Annotated in this window: 25 protein-coding genes; 10 read left to right on the top strand and 15 right to left on the bottom strand. The window is 68.5% G+C overall.

The window, feature by feature from the left end; translation table 11 throughout:
• The first annotated feature begins 60 nt into the window (after positions 1-60).
• Together E3T19_RS01260 and E3T19_RS01255 are read left to right on the top strand one after the other, a co-directional pair.
• The gene (locus E3T19_RS01260; RefSeq protein WP_133163774.1) at positions 61-819 is read left to right on the top strand and encodes a hypothetical protein; all 759 of its coding nucleotides are present in this window, start codon (positions 61-63) and stop codon (positions 817-819) included.
• Positions 820-857: 38 nt separating this feature from the next.
• Entirely contained in the window at positions 858-1,271 is a 414-nt protein-coding gene (locus tag E3T19_RS01255) for a MauE/DoxX family redox-associated membrane protein (protein ID WP_134407878.1), read from the top strand.
• A gap of 17 nt (positions 1,272-1,288) precedes the next feature.
• Here E3T19_RS01255 and E3T19_RS01250 read toward each other — a convergent pair whose 3' ends face one another.
• Positions 1,289-1,642 (bottom strand): helix-turn-helix domain-containing protein, encoded by a 354-nt coding sequence (locus E3T19_RS01250; RefSeq protein WP_241979905.1) that lies wholly within the window; start codon positions 1,640-1,642, stop codon positions 1,289-1,291.
• Between the two features lie 57 nt (positions 1,643-1,699).
• Between E3T19_RS01250 and E3T19_RS01245 the strand changes: the two genes are divergently transcribed.
• The 4 genes from E3T19_RS01245 (at position 1,700) to E3T19_RS01230 (ending at position 5,200) form a co-directional block, all read left to right on the top strand.
• Positions 1,700-2,434, top strand: coding sequence for an NADPH-dependent F420 reductase (locus tag E3T19_RS01245; protein ID WP_370294232.1), 735 nt, complete (start codon positions 1,700-1,702; stop codon positions 2,432-2,434).
• 155 nt (positions 2,435-2,589) lie between these two features.
• Positions 2,590-3,630 (top strand): LLM class flavin-dependent oxidoreductase, encoded by a 1,041-nt coding sequence (locus E3T19_RS01240; RefSeq protein WP_134407876.1) that lies wholly within the window; start codon positions 2,590-2,592, stop codon positions 3,628-3,630.
• 81 nt (positions 3,631-3,711) lie between these two features.
• Complete coding sequence (locus tag E3T19_RS01235; protein ID WP_134407875.1) at positions 3,712-4,575, top strand: endonuclease/exonuclease/phosphatase family protein; 864 nt, start codon at positions 3,712-3,714, stop codon at positions 4,573-4,575.
• Between the two features lie 10 nt (positions 4,576-4,585).
• Positions 4,586-5,200, top strand: a complete 615-nt coding sequence (locus E3T19_RS01230) for a hypothetical protein (protein WP_134407874.1) — start codon at positions 4,586-4,588, stop codon at positions 5,198-5,200.
• Positions 5,201-5,223: 23 nt separating this feature from the next.
• On the opposite strand, the gene E3T19_RS01225 is transcribed toward E3T19_RS01230, so the two are convergent.
• The 7 genes from E3T19_RS01225 to E3T19_RS01195 form a co-directional block, all read right to left on the bottom strand.
• Positions 5,224-5,901 carry an N-acetylmannosamine-6-phosphate 2-epimerase gene (locus E3T19_RS01225; protein WP_134407873.1) on the bottom strand — a complete coding sequence of 226 codons (678 nt, stop codon included), beginning with the start codon at positions 5,899-5,901 and terminating at the stop codon, positions 5,224-5,226.
• A gap of 24 nt (positions 5,902-5,925) precedes the next feature.
• The gene (locus E3T19_RS01220) at positions 5,926-6,861 is read right to left on the bottom strand and encodes an ROK family protein (protein ID WP_134407872.1); all 936 of its coding nucleotides are present in this window, start codon (positions 6,859-6,861) and stop codon (positions 5,926-5,928) included.
• Positions 6,858-7,784 carry a dihydrodipicolinate synthase family protein gene (locus tag E3T19_RS01215; RefSeq protein ID WP_134407871.1) on the bottom strand — a complete coding sequence of 309 codons (927 nt, stop codon included), beginning with the start codon at positions 7,782-7,784 and terminating at the stop codon, positions 6,858-6,860. Before E3T19_RS01215 ends, E3T19_RS01220 begins: the two co-directional genes overlap by 4 nt.
• A 20-nt stretch (positions 7,785-7,804) precedes the next feature.
• Entirely contained in the window at positions 7,805-8,608 is an 804-nt protein-coding gene (locus E3T19_RS01210) for an ABC transporter ATP-binding protein (protein ID WP_134407870.1), read from the bottom strand.
• Positions 8,605-10,590 carry a dipeptide/oligopeptide/nickel ABC transporter permease/ATP-binding protein gene (locus E3T19_RS01205; protein ID WP_134407869.1) on the bottom strand — a complete coding sequence of 662 codons (1,986 nt, stop codon included), beginning with the start codon at positions 10,588-10,590 and terminating at the stop codon, positions 8,605-8,607. Before E3T19_RS01205 ends, E3T19_RS01210 begins: the two co-directional genes overlap by 4 nt.
• Before the next feature lie 2 nt (positions 10,591-10,592).
• Positions 10,593-11,546, bottom strand: coding sequence for an ABC transporter permease (locus E3T19_RS01200; RefSeq protein WP_103430889.1), 954 nt, complete (start codon positions 11,544-11,546; stop codon positions 10,593-10,595).
• 61 nt (positions 11,547-11,607) lie between these two features.
• The gene (locus E3T19_RS01195; RefSeq protein ID WP_370294231.1) at positions 11,608-13,098 is read right to left on the bottom strand and encodes an ABC transporter substrate-binding protein; all 1,491 of its coding nucleotides are present in this window, start codon (positions 13,096-13,098) and stop codon (positions 11,608-11,610) included.
• A gap of 288 nt (positions 13,099-13,386) precedes the next feature.
• Here E3T19_RS01195 and E3T19_RS01190 point away from each other — a divergent pair, with 288 nt between their 5' ends.
• Complete coding sequence (locus E3T19_RS01190) at positions 13,387-14,070, top strand: FadR/GntR family transcriptional regulator (protein ID WP_241979902.1); 684 nt, start codon at positions 13,387-13,389, stop codon at positions 14,068-14,070.
• Between the two features lie 7 nt (positions 14,071-14,077).
• Here E3T19_RS01190 and E3T19_RS01185 read toward each other — a convergent pair whose 3' ends face one another.
• From E3T19_RS01185 to E3T19_RS01155, 7 genes are all read right to left on the bottom strand, one after another.
• Positions 14,078-15,046 (bottom strand): acetylxylan esterase, encoded by a 969-nt coding sequence (locus E3T19_RS01185; RefSeq protein ID WP_134407867.1) that lies wholly within the window; start codon positions 15,044-15,046, stop codon positions 14,078-14,080.
• A gap of 10 nt (positions 15,047-15,056) precedes the next feature.
• Positions 15,057-15,659, bottom strand: a complete 603-nt coding sequence (locus E3T19_RS01180; RefSeq protein WP_166788758.1) for a fumarylacetoacetate hydrolase family protein — start codon at positions 15,657-15,659, stop codon at positions 15,057-15,059.
• The gene (locus E3T19_RS01175) at positions 15,656-15,973 is read right to left on the bottom strand and encodes a Sec-independent protein translocase TatB (protein ID WP_134407865.1); all 318 of its coding nucleotides are present in this window, start codon (positions 15,971-15,973) and stop codon (positions 15,656-15,658) included. Before E3T19_RS01175 ends, E3T19_RS01180 begins: the two co-directional genes overlap by 4 nt.
• 34 nt (positions 15,974-16,007) lie before the next feature.
• Positions 16,008-16,808, bottom strand: a complete 801-nt coding sequence (tatC, locus tag E3T19_RS01170) for a twin-arginine translocase subunit TatC (protein ID WP_241979901.1) — start codon at positions 16,806-16,808, stop codon at positions 16,008-16,010.
• Between the two features lie 6 nt (positions 16,809-16,814).
• Complete coding sequence (tatA, locus tag E3T19_RS01165) at positions 16,815-17,066, bottom strand: Sec-independent protein translocase subunit TatA (RefSeq protein WP_134407864.1); 252 nt, start codon at positions 17,064-17,066, stop codon at positions 16,815-16,817.
• Between the two features lie 123 nt (positions 17,067-17,189).
• Positions 17,190-17,957: a DUF6544 family protein gene (locus tag E3T19_RS01160; protein ID WP_134407863.1), complete on the bottom strand. Its 768-nt coding sequence runs from the start codon at positions 17,955-17,957 to the stop codon at positions 17,190-17,192.
• The gene (locus tag E3T19_RS01155; RefSeq protein WP_241979921.1) at positions 17,954-18,628 is read right to left on the bottom strand and encodes a TetR/AcrR family transcriptional regulator; all 675 of its coding nucleotides are present in this window, start codon (positions 18,626-18,628) and stop codon (positions 17,954-17,956) included. The genes E3T19_RS01160 and E3T19_RS01155 overlap by 4 nt, the downstream gene beginning before the upstream one ends.
• Before the next feature lie 138 nt (positions 18,629-18,766).
• Here E3T19_RS01155 and E3T19_RS01150 point away from each other — a divergent pair, with 138 nt between their 5' ends.
• From E3T19_RS01150 to E3T19_RS01140, 3 genes are read left to right on the top strand one after another with little or no spacing between them, the layout of a single operon-like run.
• Positions 18,767-19,354 (top strand): PadR family transcriptional regulator, encoded by a 588-nt coding sequence (locus tag E3T19_RS01150; protein ID WP_134407861.1) that lies wholly within the window; start codon positions 18,767-18,769, stop codon positions 19,352-19,354.
• Positions 19,351-19,809, top strand: coding sequence for a hypothetical protein (locus tag E3T19_RS01145; protein WP_134407860.1), 459 nt, complete (start codon positions 19,351-19,353; stop codon positions 19,807-19,809). Before E3T19_RS01150 ends, E3T19_RS01145 begins: the two co-directional genes overlap by 4 nt.
• A 41-nt stretch (positions 19,810-19,850) precedes the next feature.
• Positions 19,851-20,195, top strand: a complete 345-nt coding sequence (locus E3T19_RS01140) for a hypothetical protein (protein WP_134407859.1) — start codon at positions 19,851-19,853, stop codon at positions 20,193-20,195.
• The last annotated feature ends 75 nt before the right edge of the window (positions 20,196-20,270 follow it).

The following is a 20,270-nucleotide window of genomic DNA, read 5'->3' as shown; positions in this document are numbered from 1 at the left end:
CAGCCTGCCCCATACTTGGATATGGGCACCCGCCCGCCACGATCCACGGAGATGAGACCGGTGTCAGACCCCAGCCTTCGCCTGCCCAACACGCAGTTCTGCGCGGTGCTCAACCTCGGCGTTCTGCCCCTGGTGGCGCCCCCTCTGCCGACGCGATTCGCCCTGCCGGTGCTGGATGCGCAGTGGCTCGAGGACGGGGCCGCGATCTACATCGGCTTCGAGGAGGGCGAGCTGCACTTCGACGTGTCGGAACGGGGCATTGCGCACCACTTCCACAACGTCGACGGCGTCGACAGCGACATCAGCCCGTGGCCGGCTGCCGATACCGCGCAGCTGCTGGCCTGGGCCGGCCCGTTCGTGCGTCACGTCAGCGAGCTGCTCGAGGAACTGACCATGGATGCCGCCGAAGCTGCCGAGTGGAGCGCGCTGGGCCTCACCGTCTACGCCACCAGCCCGCCCGAACCGACACAGCTGGAGGTCGTCGACCTCGAACTCGAGGGCGAACAGATGATGCTGCCCTGGCTGGGCGCCGGCCACGTGGGCCACGACCACATCGACGGGCCCAACCACCCGATCGCGCTGCTCTGGAACGCGCAGCACGAGGAGCCCGACCTGCCCCTGGCCACCGCCTGGACCGACCCGGCCAGCGGCCAGCCGGCCGTCTCGGCCCGCCCCCGGGTGGACTGGGACGCTGTGGGCCTGCCCGAGGCAGAGGTGCTCGAGTGGCTGGAAGGGCTCTACCTCAACCACCACCTGCTCGCCGACCCCGAAGAACTCATCCTGCGCGCCGGCCTGGAGCGGATCGCCGGGATTCGCTAGCCCGGAACCGGGCCATGACGTATCGACAAGGAGCACGCATGACCAGCACACCCGCATCCACCGGCCGTACCGCCGGCAGGATCGCGCTCGGCGCGATCCTGGTCCTGGCCGGCACCAGCCACCTCACCTTTGCGCGGGACGACTTTCGGGCACAGGTGCCGGAGTTCGTGCCGCTCCCCGAGGACACCACGGTGCTGCTCTCGGGAGTGGCCGAGATCTCGCTCGGCAGCGCGCTGCTGTTCGCCCCGGCCGGCCTGCGCGGCAAGGTCGGGCTGCTGGCCGCCGCCTTCTTCACCGCGATCTTCCCCGGCAACATCGCCCAGGCCGTGCATCACAAGGATGCCTTCGGGCTGGACACCGACGCCAAGCGGATCGGTCGCCTCTTCGGACAGCCGCTGCTGATCGCCTGGGCACTCTGGTCGACGGCCGCGTTGGTGCGCCGCGCAAAATAGTTGCGGCAGCGAGGCGGCTAGGGCGTGTCCGTGCCCTGGCGGGTGCGGCTCCAGGTGACCAGCGGATGCAGCAGCGAGATCAGCTGCCGGCCGGACGTCGTCAGGCTGTAGCTGATCGACACCGGCGTCGTGGGCTGCACGTCACGCTCGATCAGGCCCTCCTGCTCGAGCTCCTTGAGCCGGGCGGCGAGCACCCGGTCTGAGATGCCTTCGACGAGGGCACGGTACTCGGAGAAGCGGCGAGCGCCCCGGGCGCCGGCCATCAGTATCGCGGCGCTCCACTTGCGGCCCGCCAACTCCACCGAGATCTGGAACCGACGGCACTCTTCCTCGTCGAGGGCGAAGGTCGATTCGCTGACGTCTTGTTTCACTGGCTGCGCTTCCTTACTGACCGACTCACTAACTATTGATTAGCAGCTTACCTCCGGATGGCGAATGGTGACGGAGTTTGGCATCGTGGGATGTCGGCGCGAATTCGGGCGCCGCGAACACCCGCAGAAAGGCCCTCAATGGTTACCACGATCGGCATCCTCGGGGCGGGCCGCGTCGGCTCCGCCATCGCCCGCACCGCGCTCAAGGCCGGTTACGCGGTCACCATCGCCGGATCCGGGGCCGCGGCCGACATCCAGCTCATCGTTGACATCGTCATCCCCGGTGCCTCAGCGATGTCGGCGGCGGAGGTGGCCGCATCCGCCGACCTCGTGGTGCTCGCCGTGCCGATGCACAAGTTCCGCTCGGTCGACCCGGCGACCTTGGCCGGCGCCATCGTGATCGACACCATGAACTATTGGCAGCCCATCGACGGCGAACTCCCCGAGGTCGCCACCGACCCCCGCGGCAGCAGCGAGGTCGTCGCCGACCACTTCGCCACGGCCCGGCTGGTGAAGACCCTCAACCACATCGGCTACCACGACCTGGAGACCGACGCCCGGCCGGCCGGGCATCCCGACCGGCACGCCCTGGCCATCGCGGGCGAACCGCAGGCCGCATCCGTCGTGGCCGAGGTCATCGAGCGGTTCGGCTTCGACGCCGTCTACGCCGGCCCGCTCGCGGCCGGGGCGGCGTTCGAGCCGGGCTCGACAGTGTTCGGCGGCCGGCACACCGCGACCGAACTGATGGCCGAGCTGGAGTTCGCCGCCGCCGAAGCGGACGCCGCCGCCTAACTGTTCCCCGTGCGGACATCTGCATCCGGCACACCGGGCGCAGATGTCCGTTTCGGGCACAGTTCCGCAGGCCCCCCCCCGCTCCGCCAGACCCCGCACCACCAGACACCCCGTTCCACCAGACAACCCCGTTCCACCAGACATCGGACAGACCCATGCAAATCGGCGCATACAGCTTCGGCGACACCCCACTGAACCCCGACGGCAGCTTCCGCAACACCGCGGAGGGCATCCGCACCCTCTTCGACGCCATCGTCCTGGCCGACCGGGTGGGGCTGGACTACTTCGGCATCGGCGAACACCACACCGTGAGCATGCCCGCATCCTCCCCCGGTGCTCTCATCGCCGCCGCTGCCGCCGCGACCGACCGGATCATCCTCGGCAGCGCGGCGAGCATCATCAGCACGGATGACCCGGTGCGGGTGTTCCAGCAGCTCGCCACCGCCGACGCCGTCTCCGGCGGCGGCCGGGTGGAGATCACCGCGGGGCGAGGATCCTCCGTCGAGACCTTCCCGCTGTTCGGACACGACCTGGCCGACTACGACAGGCTCTACGCCGAGAAGCTCGACCTGCTGATGACCATCAACAACAGCCCCACCGAGACGGTGAGCTGGTCGGGCAGCGTACGCCCGGCGATCGACGCCCTGGCCGTGGTGCCCCGCCCGGTGAACGGCCGGCTGCCGATCTGGCTGGCCACCGGAGGCAACGCGGCGTCATCAGCCCGGGCCGGACGGCTGGGCCTGCCCGTCTCCTACGGCATCATCGGCGGCGAACCGCACCGGTTCGCACCGCTGACGGAGCTCTACCGCCGATCGGCCGCGCAGGCCGGGCACACCGAGAACGTGAAGGTTTCGGTGGCCACGTTCGGTCTGGTCGCCCCCTCGAAGGCGGAAGCCCTGGAGCGGTTCTACCCTGGTTGGCACAGCCTCAACGTGGAGATGGGCCGACTGCGCGGTTGGGGCGCCCCCGACCGCCGACAGTTCGACACCCAGGTCGCGGCGCCCGGCGCCTACTACGTGGGCGATCCCGATGACGTCGCCGAGCGCATCGTGCACCTGCACGGCTACCTGGGCCACATGCGGCACTTCGTGCAGGGCGACTTCGGCGGTCTGCCGCCGGAGCACCTACACGAGTCGCTCACCCTGCTGGCCACCGAGGTGAAGCCCCGCGTGGCCCGGCTGCTGGCCGCCAAATAGCAGCCAAATGGCCGCGAGATAACCACCGGACAGCCACCTCTTCTGGCGCACTTTCCCCACCGCGCGGGTACCGTGGGCCCCATGACGGATGCGGCGCTGATCGGTGCGGTGAGTGCGCCCGACCTGCACGTGATGACCTACAACATCCGTCGCCGGGTGCCCACCCTGCGGCGAGGCAGCGCCGACCGGTGGGACACCCGCAAGCTGTTGTTGAAGCGCCTGCTTGTCGCCGAGCAGCCGACACTGCTCGGCGCGCAGGAGGCGCTGGTGGACCAGGTGCATTTCGTGGCCACCGCCCTCGGCCCGCACTACCGCTGGGTGGGCCGCGGTCGGCACGCCACCGGGCGCGACGAGCACAACCCGATCTTCTACGACAGCCGACGCCTGCAGCTCACCGCCTGGCGGCAACGGGCGCTGTCGGCCACGCCGCACGTGCACGGGTCGCGCTCCTGGGGCAATCTCACCAGCAGGGTGGTGGTGTCCGCCGATTTCACCGACCTCGCCACCGGCGCCCGACTGCTGGCCTTCAACACCCACTTCGACCACCTATCCTGGCGGTCCCGGCTCACCTCGGCGGGGTTCATCATCACCCTGGTGAATTCCGCCCACGCCGCGGAACCCGACGCCGTAATCGTGGTCACCGGCGACCTCAACGCCACCGTGGATTCCGCCGTCTACCGCCGGCTGACCGGCGAGGGTGCGCTCCGGGATTCCTGGCTGGCGGCCGCCGAACGGTTGACCCCGCAGTGGGGCACCTTCTCGGGCTATCGGCGCCTGCGCCGGGGCGGGGCGTGCATCGACTTCGTCCTGGTGGGGCCGGGCGTCGAGGTGGCGAGCACGGGCATCAACGCGGCACGGTTCGACGGTCGGTCCGGCTCCGACCACGAGCCCGTGCAGGCAGTTCTGCGCCCGGCAGGCTCTACTGCCGGCGGCCGATCCGGCTAGTGTGCTGGCCATGATCCACACATTGCTGCGGCGACCGTCCGGCCTCGCGGAGGCGACCGCCGACGCGCTGCGGGCGTTGGCACTGGTCGGCATCGTGGTCGCCGGCGTCGGCTGGGGCCCGCTGTCCGGGATCAGCCTGGCGCTCGTGGCCGGCGGGATGCTGCTCCCCCGGCTGCTGGGGCTGCGACCGAGCGTCGACATCGCGTTCGGCGTGGTGGTGCTCGTGGCGGTCTGGAGCAGCGTGCTGGGGATCTACCTCACCACCCGTTGGTGGGACCTGCCAGTGCACTTCCTCACCAACGGACTCTGCGCCGCGCTGCTCTACATCGTGCTCGTGCAGTTCAGGGTGTTGGCCGACGCCGACACCCTGCCCCGGCCGATGCTCTCGGCAGCCGTGGTGACGACGACGCTGGGGCTGGCGCTGGGCGTGCTCTGGGAGGTCTTCGAGTGGTTCGGGCACACCTACCTCGATCCGGAGATCTTCGTCGGCTACAACGACTCGATAGGCGACCTGGTCTGGGGAGGCGCCGGCGCGCTGCTCGCGGGCTGCGGCATGGGCTACCTCACCGACTCGCCCACGAGCCTCGCGGAACCCACGGCCGACGCCGACCCGGCACCCTTGTAGGCCCGGCACCCGTTTATGTCGCGCTACCGCGCAACGGCATCCGCGAACCAGGTGGTGATGGTCGTCGGATGCGTGATGGCGGTGCCGACGACGACCGCGAACGCGCCGGCATCGATGCAGGCCGACGCCTGGGCCGGCGTGTGCACGCGGCCCTCGGCGATCACGGGGATCGGCAGCGTCGACGCGAGCTCGCGCAGCACCTCGAGGTCGGGTCCGACAAGCTTCGGCCGCTCCCCCGTGTAGCCGCACAGGGTGGTGCCCACACAGTCGGCGCCGGCCTCGTGAGCGGCGATACCGTCGGCGACAGAGCCGACATCCGCCATCACCAGGGCGCTGGTCTGCTCGTGGATGCGGTCGATGGTCTCCGCCAGGGTCAGGCCGTCTGGCCGGGCCCGGCGGGTGCCGTCGATCGCGACGATCTGTGCGCCCGCGGCGATCACGGCCAGGGCGTGCTCGAGGGTCGGCGTGATGAACACGTCATCGGCGCCGTCCTTCCACAGGCCGATCTGCGGCAGGGCCACCCGCTCGTGGATCGAGCGGATGTCGGCGAGGCCCTGGGCCCGGATGCCCACGGCGCCGCCGCGCACGGCGGCCTCGGCGATCTGGGTCATGGTCTCGGGGTGCCGCATGGGCTCAGCCGGGTAGGCCTGGCACGACACGATGAGGCCGCCTTCGAGCGCGGCGAGGTAGGGATGCGTCATTCCGGGTGTCCGTTCAGAAAGAGTTCAAAGAGATTGTGGTGTCAGAAGTGTGGAGCTGGTGATCAGGGACGCCGCGCCGACGATGGCCGAGTCCGCGCCCAGGGAGGTCGGCACGATCCGGCAGCCGGCCAGCAGGCCCATCGCTTCGGCGCGGGCCTGGCTCTCTACGGTGTTCCACCAGCGGGGGCCGGCGGCAGCGAGACCGCCGCCCACGATGACGAGATCGGGGTCCAGACTGTTGATCAGGCCGCCGATCGAGCGGCCCAGCGCGGTGGCGGCGACGTCGATGACCTCCGCCGCCACCCAATCGCCGGCGTCGGCCTTGGCGAAGATCTGCTGGGTATCCCTGGGCGCGCTTCCGCCGCGGCGCAGATAGGCCTGCAGAATCGCGGGCCCCGAGGCGATGACCTCGAGGTGGCCGACCCCGCCGCAGGTGCAGGCCAGTCCCGCGGCTTCCGCGGCGGGGACGTGCCCGTAGTGGCCGGCGGCCCCGTGGCGACCGGCCTGCAGCACGCCGTCGATCACCAGAGCCCCGCCGATCCCGGTTCCGGCGGCGATGACGAGCACAGTGCCCTCGCCCCGGCCGGCGCCGTGCACGGCCTCGCCGATGGCATGCGCGTGCACATCGTTGACGGTGGCGACCGGCACAGCCAGCCGGCGCTCGATCTCGGCGCCGAGCCGGGTTCCGGTCCAGCCGGGCAGGGAGTTCGTGGCGAACTGCACGGTGCGGCTCACGGGGTCGATAACGCCGGCCGCGCCGATCCCGCACCCGGCGATGGCGGCGCCGGGTGCGGATGCGGTGAGGCTGGTGGCGAGGTCGACGATGGTCTGGAGGATAGCTTCCGGGCCCTCGGCGGTTGGCGTCGGCGCCGACATCCGCCGGGTGACGACGCCGCCGGGGGCGACGAGTCCCGCCGCGATTTTGGTGCCGCCGAGGTCGACGCCGAGTGTGAAGGTCATCGCACCAAAAGGCCCGCGCGGTCGACGATCGCCTGGATGCGCTCGACGGTCTCGCCGGCGAGGGCGGGAACCGGCGGCGACATCCGGTTTGTCGAAATGATGTCCAGGTGCGCCAGGGCGGTCTTGAACGCGCCGAGGCCCGCGGCTTCGCCGCTGACGCCGGAGGCCTGGAAGACGATCTCGAACAGTTCGGACAGTTCGTCCTGGATGCGGCGCACGGCCTCCCAGTCGCCGGCCTTCGACGCGGCGAACAGGTCGACGTAGCGCTTCGGGTCGACGTTGCCGAGGCCGGGAACCACGCCGTCGGCACCGAGCAGCAGAGCGCCGTCGACGACGACCTCGTGGCCGGTGAAGACGACCAGGGGGCTGCCGGCGGCCCGGTTGGCCATCACCAGGCGGCGGAATCCGACGTCGTCGCCGCTGGAGTCCTTGACGCCGGCGATGATGCCTTCGGTGCCCAGACGGATGAGCATGTCGAGGCTGAGCTTGTTGTGCACCCGCACCGGCACGTCGTAGGCGAAGACCGGCAGCGTGGTCGCGGCGGCGAGCAGTCGGAAGTGCGTCTCGATCTCGGCCTGGTTCGGCAGGGTGTAGAACGGGGCGGTGGCCACGATGGCGTCGACGCCGGCGGCCTCGGCCAGGCGGATCTGTGCCACGACGCGGGCCGGGGTCATGTCGTTGACGCCGGTCATGATCTTGACCCGGCCGGCGGAGATGCGCACGGCTTCGGTCAGGACCACGGTGCGGTCCGCGTCGGAGAGGAAGGCGACCTCACCAGAGGAACCCAGGACGAACAGGCCGTCGACGCCGGCGTCGATGAGGTGGTTGACCAGACGCTCGAAGGACTCGAGGTCGACGGCTCCGTCTGCAGCGAGAGGGGTGACGAGAGGGGGAACGACTCCGCCGAAGGTGGGTGCTGACATAGTTGTTGCTCCTGATTTCTTTAGTTATGGATGAGAAGGCTGGGAGCCGCACCGAGGAGGGTGCGGGTGTACGGATCGCTCGGAGTGGTGAAGACCTGCTCTGCGGGTCCCTCCTCCACGACGCGTCCGGTTTTCATGACGACGATCCGGTCGGACACGTAGCGCACGGTCTGGATGTCGTGCGAGATGAACGCCATGCCGAGGTTGAGGCCCACCTTCAGGTCGCTCAACAGGTTGAGGATCTGGGCGCGCACCGACACATCCAGGGCGCTGGTCGGTTCGTCGGCGATGATGATGTCAGGTTCGAGCGCGAGCGCCCTGGCAATGGCCACACGCTGGCGCTGGCCGCCGGAGACCTGACCGGGGAACACATCGCTGGTGGAGGCGGGCAGCCCGACGAGGTCGAGCAGTTCCCGCACCCGCGCTTCCCGCTGCGCCAGGGTGCCGATTCCGTGCACCCGGAGCGGGTCCATCAGCACGTCGTGCACGCTCATGCGGGCATTCAGGGCGGTGGACGGGTCCTGGAAGATGATGGACACCGCTTTGCCGTAGGCCCTGGCGGTGGTCCGGTCGCGCTTGACGATGTTGCGTCCCTTGAACGACACCGTGCCGCTGGTCGGCTCCTGCAGCCCGACCATCACCCGGGCGAGGGTGGACTTGCCGCAGCCGGACTCCCCCACGATGCCGATGGTCTCGCCGCGGTTCAGGGTGAGGCTCACCGAGTTGACGGCGTGCACCTTGTCCCGGCGGAACAGCGTTCCGGTGCGGGCGGTGTGGATGACGTGGATGTCGTCGAGTCGCAGAATCTCGTTGCCGGTGCTCATCGCGTGGTCTCCAGTTCGTCATCCGGTGCCAGCAGGGCATCGTTGTGGGTGGACACAAGGTGCAGGGTGCCGGTGATCGGCCGCAGCTCCGGGCGGGTGGCCCGTACCGCGTCGCCGCTCCTCGACCGTGGCGCGAACCTGTCGCCGGTGGCGAAGTCACGCGGCGAGGGCACCGTGCCGGGTATCTGGTGCAGGCGGGTGGCGCCGTCTTCGATGGACAGCACCGAACCGAGCAGGCCCCTCGTGTACTCGTGGCGGGGGCTCATCAGCAACGCCGTGGTCGGAGCGGACTCCACCACCTGGCCGGCGTACATGACGGTGATGCGGTGTGCCAGCTCCGCGACCAGCGCGAGGTCGTGGCTGACGAACACCATCGCGAAGCCGAGCTTCTCGCGCAGGTCGTTGAGCAGGTCGATGACCTGGGCCTGCACCGTCACGTCCAGCGCAGTGGTGGGCTCATCGGCCACGATCAGCTTGGGGTCCCGGGTCAGCGCCATGGCGATCAGCACCCGTTGGCGCTGTCCGCCGCTCAGCTCGTGCGGGTAGCTCTTCAGCGTGCGCACGGGGTCCAGGCCCACGAGTTCGAGCAGCTCCTTGGCGCTTCGGGTGCCGCCGCGCTTGATCAGTTGGCCGAGCTGGGTGCTGACGAGCATCGACGGGTTGAGCGAGCTCAACGCATCCTGGTAGACCATCGCCATCTCGTGCCCGAGGAGCGCCTGGCGCTCCTTGCGCGGCATGGTCAACAGGTCGCGACCCTCGAAGAGGATCTGCCCGGTGATCTCGGCGGTGTCCGGCAGCAGCCCCATGATGGCGAGGCTGGTGATGCTCTTGCCGCAGCCGGACTCGCCGACCAGGGCCATGGTCTCGCTGGGGCGAACCGAGAAGCTCACGTTGTCGACGATGGCGATGTCACCGTGCCGGTTCGGGAAGCGGATGCTCAGGTTCTTCACCTCGAGCAGCGGGGCCGCATCACCGGTGTACACCAGTCGGTCGGTGCGGGTCGATTCGATCAGCCGCAGCTGGGCGAGGTGCATCTCGAGGGGCACGGATGCTGCGGCCACTTCCACCACGGACACTGTCGTAGTGGTGGCGCTGTCGGCCGCGGACACGGCGGCAACGGCCTTGGCGTTCTTCGCGGCCGGCTTCACCAGGGCGTCGGTGAGGCCCTCGGCGAGGATGTTCAGCGACAACACCGTTATCAGGATGAGCATGCCGGGGAAGAAGGTGGCCCACCAACCGCCGCTGAGCAGCAGGTTCCGGCCGGAGGAGATCACGTTGCCCCAGGAAGGGGCGGGGTCCTGCACGCCGGCGCCGATGAACGAGAGGCTCGCTTCGAAGACGATCGCGTCGGCCACCAGCACGGTGACGAAAACCATGATCGGGGCCGCGCAGTTGCGGGCCACGTGCCAGAACAGGATGTGCGGCAGTTGGGCACCCATTACCCGCTCGGCGGAGACGTAGTCCTCGCCGAACTGGGCCATCACGTTGGCGCGTACGATCCGGGCGATCTGCGGAACGTAGAGGAACGCGATCGTGCAGATCAGGATCGGCAGCTCCTTGCCGAAGACGGCAACGAAGACGATAGCCAGGGCGATGCCGGGGAACGACATGATGATGTCGAGGATGCGCATGATGGTCTCGCTGAGCCAACGGGACGCGGTGGCGGCGATCGACCCGATGATCGCACCGGCGATGAGAGCCAGCGACGTGGCCCCCAGGCCGATGGCCAGGGAGAACCTGGCGCCGTAGAGCAGCCTGGAGAAGATGTCGCGGCCGTTGCGGTCGGTGCCGAAGAGGTGCTCGAACGACGGCGGCAGCGCCGGGATGCCCGACTTGAGCGGGTCGAACGGGGCGATGACCGGCGCGAGGACCGCGAGCAGCACCACGAGACCGAAGAAGGCGAGGGCGACCTTGGAGCCGAGCGGCATTGCGCCGAAGCGCTGGGCCGGCACGCTCAGTCGTGCGTTGAGTGATCGACGCATCGTTACACCGTCCGAATCCGTGGGTTGATGAGCAGGTACAGCATGTCAACGACGATGTTGACGACCACGAAGGCCAGCGCCACGGTGAGGGTGACGCCCTGCACCAGGTTGATGTCGTTGTTGGTCACACCGTTGAGGATGAGTTTGCCCATGCCGGGCAGGTCGAAGATGACCTCGATGATGACGGCCCCTCCGATGAGGTAACCGACCCGAAGGCCGAGCACCGTCACGGGGGTGATGAGGGCGTTCCGCAGCACGTTCCGGCTCACCACGACGCTGCGCGGCAGGCCGCTGCCGATGGCGGTACGCACGTAGTCCCGGTCGAGCTCCTCGACCATCGAGGTGCGCACCACCCGGGTGAGGGAGGCGGCGACGGGGATGCCGAGCGAGATCGCCGGCAGGATCATGGTGCCCAGCCAGCCGGTGAACGAGTCGTTGATGTTGACGTACCCGCCGGTGGGCAGCCAGCCCAGGCCCAGGGCGAAGTTCTGGATGAGCAGGATGGCGAGCCAGAAGGACGGCACCGCGATGCCGGCGATGGACACCACCCTGATGAGCTGGTCGGGCCAGCGGTCGCGGTACAGCGCCGCGGTCACGCCGAGCGTGAGCGAGAGCACCACCGCGATCAGCAGGCCCATGATGGTCAGCTGCACGGTGAGGGGGAAGGCCGACCCGATCAGGGTGGTCACCTTGCTCGCCGGTGGAACGGTGACGCCGAGGTTGCCTTGCACCAGGTTGGCCAGGAAGGTGAGGTAGCGCACGATCAGAGGGTCATTGAGACCCGCGTCTTCGCGATAGGCCTCTCTGGCGGTCTCCGACGAGCTCTCCCCGAGAGCGTTGATGGCCGGATCTCCCGGCGCGAGTTGCATAACGAAAAAGACGAGGGCGGTGATGCCCAGGATCATAATCGGGAGCACGGCGATTCGTCGGGCCATGAGCCTGAGCAACGCGGTCACAATTGTCTCCTCTAGAAAGAAAATGGGGTGGGGGCCGGCCACCGGCCGGCCCCCGGGTGGATTACTCTGCGGTGCGCGCGACGTCCAGGAAGGACAGGCCCGTGAAGGCCACGGGCTTGAAGCCGGTGATTGCGTCTTCGTTCCAGGCCGTCGGCAGCTTGCGGTGCACGAGCGGGTAGACCGGGCACTCGTCGGCGATGAGGTCGAAGGCCTTGCCCCACAGCTTCTTCTGCTCGGCGGCATCCGATGTCGCCATGGCGTCGTCGAGGTAGCCGGTCAGCGTGGCGAACTCCGCGGAGTCGGCCCAGCGGTACCGCTTGGTGGGCCAGACCGTCGCGGCGCCGTACCACCAGCGCAGCAGCAGGTCGGCGTCGTTACCGAACACCGACGGGTCGCCGGGGGCGACCATCACCATGTAGTTGCCCTCGTCGACGGTCTTGTACTGGGCACCGGACTGGTTGGAGTCGATGGTGGTGGCGATGCCGGCGGCGTCGAGGTCCTCCTTGATCAGCGGCAGCACATCCTTCACCCAGCTGGTGTCGGTGGCCAGCAGCGTGATGGACAGCCCGTCGACCCCAGCGGCCTTGAGCATCTTCTTGGCCTTGGCCAGGTCGTACGTGTAGACCGTCTTGGCCTTCTGGTACGACGGGTGCTCCTTCTGCAGGTAGCTGGTGGCCGCGGTGGCCTGGCCCAGCATGCCCGTGTTGATGAGCTTCTCGTAGTCGATGGCGTAGCGGAACGCCTGGCGAACGCGCTTGTCGTCGAACGGGGCGACCGAGGTGTTGAACATCATGAACAGCTGGCCGAACGACTGCACCGACTCCACGGTGGCGTCCTTCAGCGAGGCGACGTCGATGTACGGCACATCCTCGATGGCCTGCACCCGACCGGACTGCACGGCGGTGACGCGGGCAGCGGCATCCGAGAGCAGGTTCCAGGTCATCGCGGCGGCCAGGGCCGGGCGGGCGCCCGTGTAGGCGTCGAAGCGCTCGAACATGATCTTGTCGTCCTTGACGGCCGACAGCATCTTGTACGGACCGGTTCCGGTCGGCAGGGAGTCGAAGGCGACCTTGTCTGCCTCCACCAGTGCCTTGGGAACGATCTTGACCACCGAGAGGCGCTCCAGCGCGAGGGCGGTCTCCTGCTTGAGCGTGATCTTGACAGTGCTGGCGTCGACCTTGGCGATCGAGTCGACGAACGGCAGGAAGGTGAGGTAGAGCGACGCGTTCGCCGGGTCGAGCACACGCTGGAACGAGAAGACGACATCGTCTGCTGTTACCGGACTGCCATCGTGGAAGACAGCGCCGTCACGGAGCTTTGCGGTGACGGTCTTGCCGCTCACCGCGGGCAAGTCGGCGGCGAGCGCCGCGTACACCTCGCGGGTGACTGGGTCGAGTTCGACCAGGCCCTCGAGCACGTGCCAGTTGGCGGCGACCGTGACGGCGCCGGTGGTGGTCATCGGGTCGAAACCGGTGGAGAGGGCGTAGGAGATGCCCGCCTCGATGGTTCCGTTCTTGTCAATGCCGGGGCCCTCGGAGCTGGTCGGTGCCACGGTGTTGGTAGACGCGGGGCCGCTGCAGGCGGCGAGTGTCGCCACCAAACCCATGGCGCCTGCGGCCTGGAGGAAGACCCTACGGCTAGTCTTCCCCTGAAGTGATTCTTGGAGCATCAGATTGCCTCTCGTTTTTTTGTGTTCGGAAAGCTAAATCAGACGTCAGACGTCCTACGTGATAAACTGAAGTTATACACACTCGAGTGAAAGGTCAAGCATCGGATGCCAAATCATGACAAGTCGAAATCAGGAGTTTTCGCATCCGAAACGTCGCGGAAACGCAGTTCCGTGACCGACCAGATCAAGGACTTTATCTTGACCAAGGGGCTCAAATCGGGCGACCTGATGCCCACCGAAACCGAAATTTGCGCTGAACTGGGAGTTAGCCGGTCGAGTGTTCGCGAGGCGATTCGGACCCTTGCTGCGCTGGACATCGTGGAAGTCAAACACGGCTACGGCACCTATGTCGGCCAGTTGTCGCTGGCCCCCCTGGTGGAGGGGCTCGTGTTCCGGGGCGTGCTCCGGCCGCAGGACGACTTCGCGGCGCTCCGCGAGGTGATCGAGGTGCGCGAGGCGCTCGACACCGTCATGGCGCAGCAGATCATCGATGCGCTGCACGGCGGCACCGACGAGATCCTCGAGGGCCTGGTGGCCACCATGGTCGCCAAGAGCGCGACCGGCGAGTCCTTCGCCGAGGAAGACCTGGCCTTCCACACCCGGCTCTTGGCGTACCTGGACAACACCCTGGTCGGCCAGCTGGTCACGGCGTTCTGGGAGATCAACACCGTGCTGTACCCGAAGCTCGGCATCGCCCCGGCCACCGATATCGACGACACGGCGCGTGCGCACGGCGCGATGCTGGATGCGGCCAAGGCCGGCGACCTCGACGCGTATCGTGAAGCGGTCATCGCGCACTACCAACCGCTGCGTCGCTCCCTCGAGAAGGCGGCGCTGCAGACCGTCGCCGGCTAGCTGCCCCCTAGCCGCCGGAGAGGCTCCGGCGGGCGATGTCGAGCACCAGCTGCTCGTCGTCGACCCCGCCGCCCTCGTGGCCGTTGAACGGCCACACCGTGATCTCCTTGAGGCCCTCGTAGGCGTTGTAGGCACCGAACACCGTCGACGGCGGGCAGATCGGATCCATCAGCGCCGCGGACAGCCAGACCGGCGCGGTGGCGCGGGTGATGAAGTTGACCCCGTCGAAGTACGACAGGGTGTGCAGCACGGCGTCGGCCTTATCCCGATACCAGGACAGGTAGTTGGCGATCTCCTTGTACGGGTCGGAGTCGGTGATCATGATCGCCCGCGGGAAGTCGCACAGGAACGGCACCCGCGCGGCCACGGCCCGCAGGCCGGGAACGAGGCCGGCGACGGCCAGGGCCAGCCCGCCGCCCTGGCTGATGCCGGTGACCATTACCCGGTCCGGATCCGTGGTCGGCAGCTCGGTCACGGTGTCGACCAGGCGCACGGCGTCCACGATCAGGCGTCGGTAATAATAGGTCTCCCGCGAGTCGATGCCCCGGGTGACGAACCCGGGAACCTGGGGCCCAGATCCCGCACTGTCCGGGGTGCTCCCCCGCGAGCCGCTCCAGGCCTGTCCTCGGGTGTCCAGCTCCAGGTGCGCGTAGCCGGCGGAGGCCCAGAGCAGGTTCTCGATGGCATCGCCGCGGCCCCGGCCGTAGCCGTGGAACTGCACGATCGTGGGCAGGGCATCCGTCGTGCCTGCGGGTACCCGCAGCCAGGCCTTGATCCGTTCTCCCTCGAAGCCCGAGAAGGTGAGGTCGAAGACGTCGAGGGTGACCAGGCCGGCGTCGATCTTCTGCACCTCGAGGACCAACGGATGCCGGCGGGAGGAGTGCAGGGTCTCGGCCCAGAACTCGTCGAAATCGTCTGGGTTCACCTGCGCGCTTCGGTAGTCGTGCAGCTCGGCTTCGGGCAGGTCCAACAGCATGCGGGCGCTCTCAGCGGACCGTGTTGCGCAGGGTGCCGATTTCGGGGATGGTGATCGCCACCTCGTCGCCCGGGTTGAGCTCGGCCGCGGTGTTCGGCGACCCTGTCATCACCACGTCGCCGGGCTCGAGGGTCATCCACCGGGTGACGTAGACGAGGGTGTCGACCACCCGGGAGGGCAGGTTGAAGGTGCCGGAGCTGGCCACGACCTGGCCGTTGACCTCCACGATGATCTCGAGGTTCTCGGGGTCGGCGATCTCGGTCTCGATCCAGGCGCCGAGCGGGGTGTAGTTGGTACCGGCCTTGCTCTCGAAGTTCTTATTGTCCACGGCGTTGCGCTCGGCACTGGTCACGTCGTTCACGATCGTGTAGCCCAGCACGTGCTCGAGAGCGTTCTCCACCGTCAGCCGGCTGGCCGTGCGGCCGATGACGACCGCGAGCTCGCCCTCGGCCACAACGGTGCCCGCATCCGCCGCCAGCACGATCTGGTCTCCGTCGTTGGCGACGGTGCGCACCGACTTGAGCCAGGCCTGCACGGGCAGGGTCGCCTGCGGATCGGCGTTGTGGCCGATGCCTAGGACGAGGCCGGGGGTGCTGGTGCGGGCGATCTTCACGGGGTGGAGCCTTTCATCAGGGGTGTGGCGGGCGTGGCTGGGGTGGCGGGGTCGTGCGGGGACTCGTCCAGCAGGGCATCGCGGATGATCCGGCGCGGGTCGTACTGGCGGGGGTTGAGCTTCTTCCAGTCGATGTCGTCGAATTCCGGGCCCATCTCGTCCTTGAGACGGTCCTTGGCGCCGTCGGCCATTTCCTTGGCCTTGCGCACGAACCGGCCGAGCATCGCGGCGTAATGCGGGATGCGTTCGGGGCCGAGCAGGAACGCGGCGATGATCGCGATGATGATGAGCTTGTCGAACGTCAATCCGAACATGGCGGGAACTCCTTCGCTGCTGTCGACCGGCCGGTCATCGAAGGCCGGCCAGTTCTTGGTCGATCCGGTCGGCGGTCTTTCGGGCCTGCCGGTCGTGGATCCAGGCGATGAAACCGGCCACAAAGTACAGCAGGATCATCGGCACGGCGAGCATGAACATCGACATCACGTCGGCGGCGGGGGTGGCGACGGCGGTGAAGATGATCACGACGACGATGGCGATCCGCCACGAGCCGAGGATCGACTTGGCGCTCAGCACACTGGCGAAGTTGAGCAGCACCAGGAACACCGGCAGCACGAAGGCGATGCCGATCGCAACCACGAGCTTGAGCACGAAGTCGTAGTAGCCCTTGGCGCTGATGATCGCCGCCGAGTCCTCCGGAGCGAACGAGGTCAGCAGCGCCACCATGTTGGGCAGCACGAACCAGCCCGCCGAGCAGCCGGCCAGGAACAGCGGCACCGCGGAGGCGACGAAGGCGATCGCGAACTGCTTCTCCCGGCGCGCCAGGCCCGGCATGAAGAATGCCCAGATCTGGTACAGCCAGATCGGTGAGGAGATCACCACGCCGACGGTGACGGCAATCTGCATCCGCAGGTCGAACGCCTCGGAGATGGTGGTGAAGTTCAGCTCGGAGGCGCGGCCCTGGGCCTGGGCGATGTTGCCGATCGGAACACGAAGCGCGTCGAGCACGGGCTCGGAGAGCATCCAGCCCACGATCGCGCCCAACAGGATTCCGATAGCCGCCCGGGTGATGCGCTTGCGCAGCTCGATCAGGTGTCCGCCCAGCGTCATCTTTCCGTCCCGGGCGGACTTCACCTTCGTGACGGTGGTCACGATGGGTCAGATCCGGGTGGAGGCGCGCGTCGGGAGCGGGATGGGCTCGGCAACCGGGGCGCCGGGGTGGGTCAGCTCGGCGGCCGGGTCGGGCGCATCCGTGCCGTCGTCGTCTTTCAGGGTCTTGACTTCGCTCTTGAAGATGCGCATCGACTGGCCGACGCTGCGGGCCAGGCCCGGGAGCTTGGGGGCGCCGAACAACAGCAGAACAATCGCCAGGATGATGACCATGTGCCATCCGGTGAGGTTTGCAAGCATGATTTTCGCCTCTCGTCTGTGGGATGTAGAACGTCTGACGTCATACGCTACTGGAATTCGCCGGGAATGCAAGAGAATGCGGATCATTGGCCGAGTTCAGGCCGAGCTTCACCGTCTTCGGCGTCAGCCCAGCTCCACCGCGGTGATGCGGGCGCGGAAGAACTCACCCTCACCCTGCCGAGCGGTGCCCCACCACCACCCGGCGGTGAACGTAGCCGGCAGCGTCAGACCCGCGTACTCCTGCTCGCTGTGCACGGTGCAGCCGAAGGGATATCGTCCGAAAGGCTCCCCGCCCGGGTTCCCCCAGCGCCACAGGGACACGGACTGCACCTCACCGCGCGGCCCGATGCACAGTTCGGCGGATTCCGCTTCGCCGTCGACCTGCCACGTTCCGATGACGTGATCTGCCGAACGGCCGGCCGTCCAGACCGCCGTGCGGAAGCCGACGGGGGCGAGCACGATCTCGCTGGCCAGTCGCCCGGCGGCGCTGCGGGCCACGTCGGCGCCGACGGCGGTGACCACGGGAAAGAGCCCGAGCATCCGCCAGCGCATCTCCCCGGCGCCGGTGGTGAACCGGTCGAAGCCGCGCACGGGCAGCCCGGCCACCCAGGCCGTGGCCGCCCAGATGTAGCCGATGCCGGGAGCGAGGATCTGACGGGCGGAGAACCTCCGCCAGACGCCGAGCCTGATCTCGCCGCGCATGGTCAGCTGCACCGAGCTGGAGAGGGGCGTTCCCGTGGGGATGGCGTGAGTGAGCCAGCGCCGTGCGGGCTCGGGCAGCTGCGCCACGAGCTCAGGCGCGAAGGCCTCGGTCGGGGCGGAGCGGGCGGCCAGCTGGCGCCACGCCTCGCTCACCTGCCGGGCTTCGCTCGGCACGTGGTTGGCCGTCACGGCGTGGCCCCGGTGTTCGCGGTGCGGAACGGGTGCCGGGGCGCGCCGTGGGCCGGCGCCATCCCGTAGCGGGCAAGTACAAGCTGAACGGCTAGCCGTGGCGCATCGGGGTTCGCGGGTGCCCCGGTGATGAGCGCCCGCACGTACAGCGGGCCGGCCAGCGCGTCGAGCACGAACTCGACATCGGTGTCCGGCAGTAGTTCAGCGGTGGCTATGCCGCGCTGCACGGCATCCCGCCACAGCCGTCGGGTGGGCTCGATGATCAGGGTGCGATAGCTCGTTGCGAGCTGAGGGTCGGTCGCCATCTCGGCGACGAGTCCGGGCAGCACCCGACCGAGCGGCGTGTGTGTGAGCGTCACCGACAGCCGGGTGGCGTAATCGAGCAGCTGTTCGGCGACGCTGCCGACGCGCACGCCGGTCTCCCCCGGCATCTGCGTGGCCATCGCCTCGACGACGAGCTGGGACTTGTGCGGCCATCGTCGGTAAACGGTCGGCTTGCCCACCCCGGCCCGCCTGGCTACCCCGGCGATGGTGAAGCCGGCGTAGCCGACCTCACCGAGCAGATCGAGGGCCGCGGCGATGATGGCCGCGTCGACATCGGGATGCCGCGGACGCCCGCGCTCCCGCGCCGACCCTCGTTGCGGTCGTGCAGCCAGGTCGCCCGGTGCCATCGTCACTCCCCCAATATTGTTGCGCCCAATATCGTTACTGTTCGTAACGTTATGGCAAGTCTAGCGATTGAGGACCGAAAGCTGGCTTTCGGCTCGTCTATCTGATAAATATATCTAGAAGATATAAGGAGTTTATCGATGGCTACGACAGACCAGACCCGGATGGCCGTCCTCGGCGGCCTGAGCATCGCGCCGATGACCGGGTACGCCCTGCGTGAGCAGATCCGGGATGCCCTCGGGCATTTCTGGGCGGAGAGCTTCGGGCAGATCTACCCCGCGCTCAGCGCACTCGAGCGCGACGGGCTCATCGAGCGCCAGGCGGCCCTCCGCGCCGGCTCGTCCACGTTCGCCCTCACCCCGCTGGGCACTGAGCGCCTGCGCGAGTTGCTCGCCGAGGCCCCTCAGCCGGTGAAGCCGCGAAACGGTGTGCTGTTGCGGCTGTTCTTCGGGCGCCAACTCGGTCAGGAGGCCTGCCGGAAACTGGTGGCGGACACTCGGGCCACCGCCGACGCCGAACTCGCCGAGATGTGCCGCATCCGCGAGGAGTTGGAGACCGACACCGGACCGGATGCGCCGTATATTCTCCTCACCGTGCTGGCCGGCGAGCATGCCGCGCGTGCCTCGCTCGCCTGGGCGGATGAGGCGCTGGGTGTTCTCGACGGCTTGGCGTCGGCGGCCCCGCCCGCTGCCAACTCCGCCGCCACCCCCGCCCGGGAGCACTCATGAGCGCCGGCTCGACCGTCTCGCGCCGTCTTTTCCCACGGCGGCGAACCGCCATTGCCGTCGCACTCGGGTTCCTCGTTGTCGTGATCTTCCAGATCAGCCTGCTGCTCGGTGCACCGTTCGGCGCCGCCGCGCTCGGTGGCGCGAATGCGGGCACCCTGCCGGCCGAGCTGCGGATGGTCAGCGCCGTGAGCGCGGTGATCTGGGTTGTCGCCGCGGTCATCGTGCTCGCTCGGGGTGGACTCGGGATGCGCGTGCCACCCGCGCTGAGCCGTTGGGGCACCTGGGTGCTGGTGGGGTATCTCGCGCTGGGCGTGCTCATGAACCTGGCCTCATCCAGCCCCTGGGAACGGTTCGGCTGGGCCCCGTTCACGGCCTTGCTGTTCGGTCTGACGCTGCTTCTGGCGCTCAGTGAGCGAGAAGGCCCACCGGCCGGGCCGACGGGAGTGCCCCGGTGAGCGGGGTGGTGACCGGCGCGGCCGTGCTGTTCTGTGTGCTCATGGCCGGTCTGATTGTCTTCCAGGCCGCACTCATCGCCGGGGCGCCACTGGGGCAGTTCGCCTGGGGCGGGCAGGACCGGGTGCTGCCCATCCGGAAGCGCCTGGGCAGTGCCACGTCGATCGGTCTCTACCTGATCTTCGGGGTGCTCGTTGTGCAGCGCGCCGGACTGGCCGACATCATCCCGTGGCCCGGGTTCGTCATCGTTGCGACCTGGGTCCTGGCCGGCTACTTCCTGCTCGGCATCGTGCTCAATGCCGCCTCACGGTCGCGGCCGGAGCGGTGGACCATGGCGCCCCTCTGCGCGGTGCTGGCCGGCCTCACGGTGCTCGTCGCGCTGGGCTGACCTGGCCCGCTCGGGCGGCCCGGCCCGGCCCGCGCTCGTCCCCGCGGCACGCGCTCGTCCCCGCGGCACGCGCTC

Origin of the sequence: Cryobacterium sp. TMT4-31, from assembly GCF_004403385.1 — a bacterium.
Taxonomy (GTDB): Bacteria; Actinomycetota; Actinomycetes; order Actinomycetales; family Microbacteriaceae; genus Cryobacterium; species Cryobacterium zongtaii.
The sequence above is the reverse complement of the archived record's forward strand: the minus strand, read 5'-3'. Positions and strand labels throughout refer to the sequence as shown.